This is a genomic window from Streptomyces sp. HUAS TT11 (assembly GCF_051553595.1).
GTDB lineage: Bacteria > Actinomycetota > Actinomycetes > Streptomycetales > Streptomycetaceae > Streptomyces.
Genome location: NZ_CP196184.1, coordinates 6,325,092 through 6,334,633, shown reverse-complemented (window position 1 = coordinate 6,334,633; position 9,542 = coordinate 6,325,092). Strand labels below are relative to the sequence as shown.

The window sequence follows — 9,542 nt, the reverse complement described above, 5'->3', positions numbered from 1 at the left end:
CCATCGTCAAAGTTTGCAACTCTGTCAAACATGACGAGGCTGTCAAAGATGGCTCGGGCAGACGGGTCGGGCCCTGCCCCGGCCCGTCACACCCGGGCGGAAAGCGGGCACACGCACATGAACCCCACACCTCCCGGACCCGCTCCCTGGCGCGCCGTCACGGCGGGCGCGAGCGCGAGTTTCGTCGGCATCGGCCTGGCCCGCTTCGCCTACACACCACTGCTGCCGGAGCTCATCAACGCCCACTGGTTCTCGCCCTCGGCCGTCGCCTACCTGGGCGCGGCGAACCTCGCCGGCTACCTTCTGGGTGCGCTCGCCGCCCGCCGCGTCGCGCGGCGGCTCGGCGACCGACGGGCACTGCGCTGGGTGATGGTGCTCACCACGGCGGGCCTCCTGGCGTGCAGCGTCCCCGTCTCGGTGGTCTGGTTCTTCGCCTGGCGCCTGGTCTCCGGGGTGGCGGGCGGCGTGATCATGGTGCGGGTCGCCGGGGCCGTACTGCCCCACCTGCGCGGTGAGCGCCGGGGACTGGCGAGCGGCGCGATCTTCGCAGGCCTGGGTCTGGGCATCGCCGCCTCAGGCACGCTGGTGCCACTCCTGCTGACCGCCGGCCTGAGCAGCGCATGGGTCGGCCTGGCGGCGCTGTGCGCACTGCTCACGGCCCTGAGCTGGAACGGCTGGCCGACGGCCCGGGCGTCCGCGGCGGCCACGCCGCCCGGTGCCGCGCCCCGGGGAGGCGAGTCGGCCGGATCACCGCGACTGACGCTGCTCCTCGTGCAGTACGCCCTGATCTCGATGGGCATCGTCCCCGCCATGTCCTTCCTCGCCGACTTCGTCAGCCGCGGCCTGGGCAGGGGCTCCGGCAGCGGCTCCATGGTGTGGATCGTGTACGGACTCGGGGCCCTCGTCGGTCCCGCCCTCTACGGTCTCCTCGGCGACCGCCTGGGATTCGCCAGGGCGCTGCTGCTGATCACCCTGGTGCAGACGGGAGCGCTCATCACGCTCGCCTTCGCACACGGCCTGCCGGAGGTCGCTGTGCTGAGCGCCGTCATCGGGTCCCTCCCGCCCGGCGTGGTGCCCATGGTCCTGGGCCGCGTCCACGAACTGGTGCCCGCACGCGCCGAGGAGCAGTCGGCGGCCTGGGGGAAGGCCACCGTCGCCGGTGCCCTCTCGCTGGCGGTGTCCGCGTATCTGTACTCGTACGTCTTCGACCTGACGGGCCAGAACCACCGCGTGCTGTTCCTGATCGGCGGCGGCGCCCTCGTCCTGGCACTCCTGACCGGCCTCGCCACGCGGTTCGTGCACTCGGGCGGGGAGCGCCCGGACCAGGTGACCGCAGCCGAGCGCGTCACTACGGCGGGCTGAGACGGCCCCGGCCGGCACGTCACCGGCCGCCGCGGCACGCAGTGCTGCGCCGCCATGGGCGAGGCGTTCGTGTGGGGGGGACCCTCTGGCGCTGTAGGGCCCTGACAGGTCGGCCGGGCCGTGGGCGCACACCACTCCTCACCCCGAACCCCGCACCCCCACCGCCTGTGTGGTCGGCGGGATCCGCTAGCCTCCCGCTGTCCCGGAGGGGGGCCGATGAACGTCAGGGCGTGGAGCACAGTTCCGTGGGCGGTTGCTGCCGCCGCCCTCATCGCCCTGGTCTGCCGGCAGAAACTGTGGGCACCCGATTCATCGGGCCCAACGACCGCCGTGGCACTGGACGGTGGCGGGGTCTCCGACGGCGGCGAGTGCGGAGTCAAGGACTTCCACTACTTCGCGCTGCCCACAGCGGCCTCCTCGCCGGCATCGCCCGGCACCCCGCCGGCCGGCCCACAACTGGTTCTCGGCCCCTACGGATACGAGCGGACGTCCGATGCCCCGGGTCACTTCACCATCCAGCTTCTCTTCGCCCTCCGCGGGAAGCAGGCACTGACCCTGTCCCGGACGCTGGGTGCGGAGGGAGTGGCGGTGGAGATCGAGGGGCCGCACGGGCTGGTCGGCGGCGCGCACGGGCTTCCGGTCACGTGGAACCGTCCAACGGCTGCCGACCGCGACAACAAGATGCACATCGACGCGGGCAGCGGTGGAAGCGCTGAGGTTTCGCTGCCGCTCGAGGCCCTGTGCCCCGGCTACGAGGGCGCCAGTGTCATGAAGGAGCTTGTTGCGCCGATCGATTCCACGAATACGATCACGGGGCAGCCGCCCTACACCCTGACCGTGTCCGTCTCCGATCCGGGTATCGGAGGGCTGCGCACGACGGTCCACTCAGCGATCAGCGGTGATCTGCTCAGCGCCGACAACCTCGTGCCGCTCGACGAGCCGATCGCCCGCCCGTGAGGCTGCCCTCCGACAAGAAGGCGGTCTCCGACCTCGTCCTTCCGTACGGAGCGGTTGCCCCGGCTGTGCAACGGGCCCGGTGGCCTCGGGGCGACGTGCATCGACGTGGCCGTCTTCGGATGACATACGAACGGCCCGGCCCTGCCACCGTGTTGGGCTTCAAGCCCGCTGGATCCACTCCTTCGTCGCCGGGTGGTGAAGCATCTTGCCGGATGCCGCTTCGACCCCGGCCCAGCCGCACCGGCGGCCGGCACGTCGAGTTGTGACAGCGCTCGGCGGCCCCGCTACGAGTGACGAGGCTCGCCTCCCGCCTCAGATCCGCCCGCCGGTCAGACGGGTGATCGGACCGTGCGTGCGACGCCCCGCACGACGCCCCGCCAGGTATGACGTGGCACCCAACGCTGACAGGCCCGCACCCACACCAGCGGCGAGGATCTTTCGATGGGCGATCAACGTCCACCCCGTCTTGGCGAGGGCCACGGCCTGGCCGGAGGCAGCGATGACTGCCTGGCGACCGGCTTGTACACGCTCGGCCGCGCCGTGCACGACCGCGGTGCCCGTGCCGGCCGTACGCTCGGCCGCGTCCAGGGCTGTCGACGCCACGTCGCCGGACTTCTCGGCCGCCTTGTCCGCCGCCCGCGACGCGGGAGCAGTCGCCTTCGCCGTGGCCCGCCGGGCCTTGGCGGATGCACTCCGCTCGGATACGGAATCTTGATTCGTGCTGCCGTTTGATTGACTCATGGACTTCGCGTTGCCACTTGCGCCAACGGCAAACACCATCCGCCAGGACGGTGCACACCGATACACATCCCGCGCGCACGCTCTTCGTCCCGAACGATCATTCCTGGGCGCTTGGCCTGTGGCCGCCAATTGTCACGCTTGTTGCGACGTTCCGCGGACGTCCACGACGGAGCCTGTCCCCCTTGGCCTTGATGGTCGACGTGAATCGGGGTGAGAAGTCGACGACCACCGATCGGTGCACACCGAACCGCTCGGTCAGCTTCTCTGATCGATGACGTCGTGGAGGTACTGCACGGCGAGCTTTTCCGCGTGGTGACGGCGATCGATCGTCGCTCCCGTGTCGTCGAGCCACCGCCGGTAGAGCTCGACGGCGGCGAGGAGTGCCTGACCGGCGCCGTGTCGGTCGTCACCGCACAGAGTCGTCCGAAGGTCGCGCGCCTCATCCGGTGCGATGGTTTCAAGATGGCGCACGCCGCGGGGCGTCGCACCCGCTCGGAGAGCCGCCAGGGGGCCCAGCACGACTTCGCGAAGGTAGTTGAGAAAGCCGATGACCTCGAACAGTTCACCGCGGCCGAGTTTCGTCGCTCCGTAATGCACCCAGATCCAGAAACGGTCCTCGATCCACTGGAAGTCGAACGACGAGGTCTCCGGCGGATGTTCCGCGAGCGAATCGGCCAGGCCACCGTCCCGGTCCCACAGAATGTCCGGGTCCTCGACACGCCTGGCGAAGTCGGAGGCTTTCACGAACTTGAAGTCGACATGGAGGAGGGGCGGCCCGACGAGCGTGATGATCAGGCGGGGTTCACCGACGTGCTCCCCGGTGAATCCGGCCACCAGGGCGGCCCATGAGCTGATCAGCGTAAGCCGCTCTTTCATCACCGAGTCGAACGCCTCGTCGTCGATGACCACGATCAGGTCGACATCGGAGTAGATGTCGGGGTTTCCCCCCGCGATCGACCCCGCGACGGCGACACCACTCACCCGCGCGTCCTGCTGAATCCGGGGAAGCACATCGCCGAGGAACCGGCTGTGCAGGGAGGGGATGTCCATGGCATTCCTTCCGATTGGAACAAAGTTTTGCAACGTACCACGCCACCGGGCCGGATCCATAAGGAATTAACGGCGCGGCAGAGCATGGTGAAGCAGGAATCCGCGCGTCGGCACCACCGGACCCGGGCGACCGCACGCGCACCGACCCGCGCCCTGGCCTGTCCTCGAGAAGCTCCGTACGCCCGGGGTCGGACAGGCACCCGCATAGAGCGCATTCGGCGTGTCGGCGGTGAAGGACTTGCCAAGGCTGCGGGATGCGACAATTCATCCGTCGGCAGATGGCCATGACCGGGAACGAGGGTCGGTGGAGTACGTCAATCTCGATGCGCGGGTCGGCGACCTGTCAGGCGTATTGGATCCGACCCGCTACCTACAGCATCTGCCCTCGATCGCTGGTGGTTTGCCTCCGGGAGCCCGGGCCTTCGCCACCGACCCGGACCACTACGACTTCCACAGCAAGCGCTGTGTGAAGGACCTGGCGCTCCAGGACATCCGGGACTTCGGCGACGGTGGGATCGAGATCCGGTTTCGGCACAACTGCTGGAAGCACGACCAAGACTTGGTGATCCGCTATACGGGCGTGTCCAGCAGCATCATCGATCCGCCCGACGACGGCCGAGCGGCGAATCCGGGGACCGTGATGCTCGACGAAATCCTGCCGCACAAGGACGGCTGCAGCCACGAGATCGCCTGCTGGAGCGGAACACTCATCGTCATCTGCCGTGACCTCATGGCGACCTGGACCGAGGCCGGCTGCTCAAGCAGGCCGCGGGCTCAAGAACCGATCGAGTGAGGCAGTTCGATGCGTGCCCATTCCGCCCCAACGAGTCGCGGTGCTCCGTGACCACATCACCACCTTCGGTATGACGGATGACGGGCGGCTCGACTTCAGCGAGAAGGACTTCCGCGAGCTGCGATGAGTTCTGCGGCGCACGGCGGTCGTAATGTCGAACCCCTTACCGAGGAGGACTACTGATGCGCAGCGTGACCTATTCGATGAACGTCTCCCTTGACGGCTATATCGTCGGACCGGACGGCGACTTCAACTGGACGGAGCCGGACGAGGAGGTGTTTCGCTCCTGGATCGACGAGATTCGAGAGGTCGGCATCCACCTGCTGGGACGACGGCTGTACGAGACGATGCTGTACTGGGAGACCGCCGACCAGGATCCAGCGCTCGACGACTCAAGGCTCGAGTGGGCCGCGATCTGGAAGCGGCTCCCGAAGGTGGTGTTCTCCACCACGCTCTCCGCGGTGCAGGGCAACGCCCGCCTGGCTTCAGGGGGGCTGGCCAAGGAGATCAAGCGCTTGCGGAACGAACCGGGGCAGGGCGACATCGCGATCGGCGGCGCGACTCTCGCCGCAGAGGCAGCCGAGTCGGGTCTGATCGACGAATACCGGGCCAGGGTCTACCCGGTGCTGGTTGGCGGTGGCATTCCGTTCTTTCCCCGGAGGGAGCGCCGGGTGGATCTCGAACTCGTCGAAACCCGCACCTTCAAGACGGGAGTCGTCTACGTCCGCTACCGGGTGGCGCGCTAGTCCGGGCCTGGACCGCGCATCCCCGGTTCCGTACGGGCCGGGTACTTCGTCGCGTCTCGGCTCCTCGATTGACGCGTGCCACAGCCACGAGTCGCCGCGCCATCGACTCTCGACGACATGGGGATTTTCAGAGAGGAGCCGCATCGGCTGCGTGACTGGCAGTCGCGTTTCCCCTGCTGCGGACTCTCGGGGATCGGGCGGCAGTCCTCACCGGATGGACGGCCCAGTACACAGTTCTCCTGCGATTACTCGCTGGTTTCAGGTCCGTCCGGCACGTGTGTGGCACGCCTCGGTGGAATCGGCCCTAAGATCAGAGCCCACATGCTGAGATCAGGCTCGTCGGGGGCGGAATTGACTGGTCCCATAAGCCATGGCCGCGCTGCTCGCGTGGTCCGCAAGGCAGGTAGGGCCGTGGGCGAGTTCCTCGGCGAGGCCGTGTCAGAGGTACTGCTCACAGTGGCCGCTTGTGTTCTGCTTGCGGGCGTGGTCTTCGCATTCCTCTGGGGTTGGGGTCGCAGCCCTCTTCTCACCGGGGGCCTAGGTGGGACCGTGCTGGCCTTCCTGGGCTACGGCACCTGGGAGATGTTCCGACCCGCAAGGCCAGGACGGCGTGGCCGCCTGGCTTCCGCGACTTTGGCCGGTTTCACTGCTGCAACCGTATTTGCCTACTTTGCATCTTCCTGCAACTGCGCCTGAAGCGCGGCGGAATGAGGTCAGTTCCTCTGGAAGTGGCGCAGCCGGTCTGCTACCTCGGGGGGCGCCACCCAGTGTCTTCCTGACCTGCGCTGAAAGCGACGACAGGTGCTGGATGCAGTAGGGAAAACTCCATCCCACGGTCCGGTTGCACTCGGTGGCGTGACGACCGAACGCGCAGACCTCTCAGGCCGATGCACGCCCCAGGCCGCGACCCCGCTCGGCTGCCCGCAGCAGAGCATGCGCCACCTGTTCCGCATCATCGGGTGTCAGGTAGATCTCCTGCGTCCACAGCAGCGACAGCCGGATCCTGCCGTTGAGGAGATCGGTTCCGACATCCACCTCCACACCGTTGCCCGTCACGTCGGTGACCGACAGGTCCTGGTCGCTGCTGTAGGCGCTCACATCTGCGAGCATGCCGAACCGCAGATCGCGAAGGAAGGCCCTCGCCGCGACCGGCGCCACCACCCGCGAGCTGATGCACCGCATGGGCCACTCGTCGGTGCGGGCCGCGCTGGTCCATCAGCACCTCGTGAACGGCCGCGACCACCAGATCGCCGACTACGTCGACGGGCTGGTCAAGAGGGTGAAGCGGCCCCCGCGCTGTCCATCCGGCACGTAAGCGGCACGGTGGCCCAGAACGCTCCGTAAAGATCAAGGCCCAGGCCTTGGGTATCCCCCCGCTGACCTGGGCCTTAGTCGTGTCCTGAGACTGGTGGGCGCGGACGGTTCCGAACCGCCGACATCCGCCTTGTAAGTTCGATCGCGACTCGGTGCGGCCTGCCGGAACTGGGACTGCTGGTCGCTCGCGCATCTGGCTCCAGCCACCGCCGTGTGCCATCGTTCGCCGCCGTTGATGTCAGTTGGTGATGTCAGACCGACAGACGGTCTATGCGCTGATGGCCAGCTCTCGCGCACGCTGCCGGGCTTGGGATCTCAGTTCCTTGAGACGGCTATGGAACGGGTTGTGGCGGTTCTGGTCTAGGTTCAGCGGCAGGTCGAGTTGAGAGATGAGTTCCGACTCCAGCGTCCACGGTTCGTCGTGCTCGATCCAGCACACCCGGGCGTTCTCTGCCATCCACTGGCTGAGGACGGCTTCCCCGGCCTTGCCGAAGGTCATACGCGTCCCGCTCCCCACCCGACGAAGCTCGATTCCGAGTAGGCAACCGAGCGTGAGGCGAAGCGTCGACCCGGCCGCGTTGCCTCGGTAGTGGTAGCGCACGCGCTTGCGCAAGTTCTGCGTGCTGGTCCGGTTCGCCATGTACCGCGGGGCTATGCCGACGTAGAGCAGGCGTCCAGCAGCCAGATCCGCACAGGGCGCTTGTTTGAAGTGCCAGCCGTAGACCCCCGCCCCGGCCGGCACCGGGCTAGGGCGCAACAAGACCTCCTGCGCCGACCACAGCCGATCTGGTGCGGTGAGAGCGGCATGGCCCACGAAGCCTCCAAGGTCGGCGGACTGATGAGCGCAGGGTACTAACGTCCTCCGTCGTGGTAGATGCCTTCCGTGTCCAACTCGTAGAACCGCAAGCATGCTCAAAGCTCGATGCGTTCACTTGCGACATCGTCGGCAGGTTCTCCGTAGCGCAGGACAACATGTGCTGGGCGGAAAGGTAGCGCGCGCAAGTGGGGCTCCATCGCCCGGTACAGAGCTTTTGCATCAGGGCCGTAGGCGAAGATCACAACCTCACCGCCACCAAACTCATTGCCGTCGACCTCTCCGACGCCAGCGGCTCTGACGGCGGCCCCCGCCGATCGCTCGGCTGCAAAGACCAGCGACCACTGGTCACGTTCGCCCAGGTCGTCGCCGCCCAAATGGAAGCGAGCGATCACGGCATGCTCCGGGGGTGTCTCCGGCAAGTCGAAGAGTGCGTTCTGCATGGCGGCACCCTCCCACCAGGCTCCGACAGTTGATCTCCCGCCCCGTACATCCGAGCCGCGGGCGCCAGCAGACGCCGGCCTTGTAAGGGCGGTCATGGTCGATGGCGATGGCGCCCAGGTCAGTCTGGATGTAACGGTCACTCAGGTGACCAGCGCATCTCGACTGCCATGAGCCGTCGTTGACCGTGGCTGACCGCACGATGTGGCACGGCAGTGGCACGGAGACTGCTTCGTCCCGAAGCAACTTGGGATGCTCGCTGCCCTTGGGCTGCTCCGTCCGCTACCTGCGCTAACGGTCCGCTGAGGTCCACGGTTGTTCGCGGTTGTGCGCCGTGGTTGTCACACAGTTAGACACTCAGTGCGCTTCGCACGCGGAGCTATGGCGCAAGGGTCTAGAGGCCACGTAGCGCCTCGTACAAGTCGCCGTAGGCTTCCCAGCAGTCGATGCTGCCATCGTCATACAGGCTGCCCATGTACCAGTCGTCGTCATCGACAGGCTTCACGAGACACAGACTGTGGAACCCGAGAACGATCTCTGGGCGTGGCATCGCGTGCTCCTGTCCGACGCTGACCCACTTCACTGGCCGATCAAGATCCAGGGCGACAGCTTCTCGGTCCCCTGATACATCACGAATCTGCTGAAGAGTCCAGCCTCTGGGTAGCTGCGCGTCCGCCACTTATGGATGGTCTCATTCGCCGGGTAGGGAGCTTGCTCGCGGGCGCCTACTACTTCTAGCCCTGGGTGTTGTCGGGGATCTTGGCGGTCTGCGCCCCTGCAGCTCCGAGGCCTGGTTGCGAGAGCGTCGCCAGAGGCATCGGCAGTCAAGAGGGACGTACGCGCCATGGTGGGAACTCTGTCTGGTTCTAGCTGCTGCTTGACCTGCGCATATGTCGATACGCTGCGCTCTCATGGGGAAAGCCATGCGCCTGTACTGGGGATACATCGCGGTTGCAGCACTCATAGTCGCCTGGACCCAGCAATGGGCCCTTCCAATTGTCGCCGTCTTGTCCATCGCAGTCTTCGCCTATTCCTCCTTCCAAGTGCCGGTCTGGTGCGGAGCAGTCAATCGGGATGGCCGGACGTACTGCCGGAACAATGCCTACGGCGTACTGATGGGGTGCCGGAACCGCCAACATCGTTGGCAAAAGCTCAAGATGATCGTGCTGCGGAGCAAGGTCGGGGACGTGAGCCGCGCCGTTTTCCCGACCGCGAAAGAGAAGTTCAACGCTTTCCTGGCCGTAGCGGGCCTGCTCTCTGCGATCGCAGCAGTGATCGTCCCTGTCTTCTCTGGTGACTGAACACCCCACTCGCCTCGAACTGC

General features: G+C 66.7%; 12 protein-coding genes. 6 read left to right on the top strand and 6 right to left on the bottom strand.

Features of this window, described 5'->3' with window-relative positions:
* The first annotated feature begins 117 nt into the window (after window positions 1-117).
* The gene (locus tag ACSHXN_RS28225) at window positions 118-1,362 is read left to right on the top strand and encodes a YbfB/YjiJ family MFS transporter (protein WP_438304089.1); all 1,245 of its coding nucleotides are present in this window, start codon (window positions 118-120) and stop codon (window positions 1,360-1,362) included.
* A gap of 216 nt (window positions 1,363-1,578) precedes the next feature.
* Window positions 1,579-2,319: a hypothetical protein gene (locus ACSHXN_RS28220; protein WP_438304087.1), complete on the top strand. Its 741-nt coding sequence runs from the start codon at window positions 1,579-1,581 to the stop codon at window positions 2,317-2,319.
* A gap of 312 nt (window positions 2,320-2,631) precedes the next feature.
* Here ACSHXN_RS28220 and ACSHXN_RS28215 read toward each other — a convergent pair whose 3' ends face one another.
* Entirely contained in the window at window positions 2,632-2,922 is a 291-nt protein-coding gene (locus ACSHXN_RS28215) for a hypothetical protein (RefSeq protein ID WP_438304085.1), read from the bottom strand.
* Window positions 2,923-3,315: 393 nt separating this feature from the next.
* Window positions 3,316-4,170 carry a nucleotidyltransferase domain-containing protein gene (locus ACSHXN_RS28210; RefSeq protein ID WP_356112857.1) on the bottom strand — a complete coding sequence of 285 codons (855 nt, stop codon included), beginning with the start codon at window positions 4,168-4,170 and terminating at the stop codon, window positions 3,316-3,318.
* A gap of 160 nt (window positions 4,171-4,330) precedes the next feature.
* Here ACSHXN_RS28210 and ACSHXN_RS28205 point away from each other — a divergent pair, with 160 nt between their 5' ends.
* Both ACSHXN_RS28205 and ACSHXN_RS28200 read left to right on the top strand, forming a co-directional pair.
* On the top strand, window positions 4,331-4,903 hold the full coding sequence (locus tag ACSHXN_RS28205) for a hypothetical protein (RefSeq protein WP_438304083.1): 573 nt from the start codon (window positions 4,331-4,333) through the stop codon (window positions 4,901-4,903).
* A gap of 182 nt (window positions 4,904-5,085) precedes the next feature.
* Window positions 5,086-5,649: a dihydrofolate reductase family protein gene (locus ACSHXN_RS28200; RefSeq protein ID WP_355132093.1), complete on the top strand. Its 564-nt coding sequence runs from the start codon at window positions 5,086-5,088 to the stop codon at window positions 5,647-5,649.
* An 879-nt stretch (window positions 5,650-6,528) separates the two neighbouring features.
* Here ACSHXN_RS28200 and ACSHXN_RS28195 read toward each other — a convergent pair.
* On the bottom strand, window positions 6,529-6,747 hold the full coding sequence (locus ACSHXN_RS28195; RefSeq protein ID WP_355132092.1) for a hypothetical protein: 219 nt from the start codon (window positions 6,745-6,747) through the stop codon (window positions 6,529-6,531).
* A gap of 10 nt (window positions 6,748-6,757) precedes the next feature.
* Here ACSHXN_RS28195 and ACSHXN_RS28190 point away from each other — a divergent pair, with 10 nt between their 5' ends.
* Complete coding sequence (locus ACSHXN_RS28190; protein ID WP_355132091.1) at window positions 6,758-6,964, top strand: hypothetical protein; 207 nt, start codon at window positions 6,758-6,760, stop codon at window positions 6,962-6,964.
* Window positions 6,965-7,231: 267 nt separating this feature from the next.
* On the opposite strand, the gene ACSHXN_RS28185 is transcribed toward ACSHXN_RS28190, so the two are convergent.
* From ACSHXN_RS28185 to ACSHXN_RS28175, 3 genes are all read right to left on the bottom strand, one after another.
* Window positions 7,232-7,603: a GIY-YIG nuclease family protein gene (locus ACSHXN_RS28185; protein WP_355132266.1), complete on the bottom strand. Its 372-nt coding sequence runs from the start codon at window positions 7,601-7,603 to the stop codon at window positions 7,232-7,234.
* Window positions 7,604-7,875: 272 nt separating this feature from the next.
* Complete coding sequence (locus ACSHXN_RS28180) at window positions 7,876-8,220, bottom strand: hypothetical protein (RefSeq protein ID WP_355132090.1); 345 nt, start codon at window positions 8,218-8,220, stop codon at window positions 7,876-7,878.
* Window positions 8,221-8,612: 392 nt separating this feature from the next.
* On the bottom strand, window positions 8,613-8,897 hold the full coding sequence (locus ACSHXN_RS28175) for a hypothetical protein (RefSeq protein ID WP_438304080.1): 285 nt from the start codon (window positions 8,895-8,897) through the stop codon (window positions 8,613-8,615).
* A 232-nt stretch (window positions 8,898-9,129) separates the two neighbouring features.
* Between ACSHXN_RS28175 and ACSHXN_RS28170 the strand changes: the two genes are divergently transcribed.
* Window positions 9,130-9,519 (top strand): hypothetical protein, encoded by a 390-nt coding sequence (locus ACSHXN_RS28170; protein ID WP_438304078.1) that lies wholly within the window; start codon window positions 9,130-9,132, stop codon window positions 9,517-9,519.
* Window positions 9,520-9,542: the final 23 nt, after the last annotated feature.

Coding starts and splice junctions, on each gene's coding strand:
- ACSHXN_RS28225 (WP_438304089.1), top strand. CDS start 118: ATGAACCCCACACCTCCCGGACCCGCTCCCTGGCGCGCCGTCACGGCG.
- ACSHXN_RS28220 (WP_438304087.1), top strand. CDS start 1,579: ATGAACGTCAGGGCGTGGAGCACAGTTCCGTGGGCGGTTGCTGCCGCC.
- ACSHXN_RS28210 (WP_356112857.1), bottom strand. CDS start 4,170: ATGGATCCGGCCCGGTGGCGTGGTACGTTGCAAAACTTTGTTCCAATC.
- ACSHXN_RS28200 (WP_355132093.1), top strand. CDS start 5,086: ATGCGCAGCGTGACCTATTCGATGAACGTCTCCCTTGACGGCTATATC.
- ACSHXN_RS28190 (WP_355132091.1), top strand. CDS start 6,758: ATGCCGAACCGCAGATCGCGAAGGAAGGCCCTCGCCGCGACCGGCGCC.
- ACSHXN_RS28185 (WP_355132266.1), bottom strand. CDS start 7,603: ATGGCGAACCGGACCAGCACGCAGAACTTGCGCAAGCGCGTGCGCTAC.
- ACSHXN_RS28180 (WP_355132090.1), bottom strand. CDS start 8,220: ATGCAGAACGCACTCTTCGACTTGCCGGAGACACCCCCGGAGCATGCC.
- ACSHXN_RS28170 (WP_438304078.1), top strand. CDS start 9,130: ATGGGGAAAGCCATGCGCCTGTACTGGGGATACATCGCGGTTGCAGCA.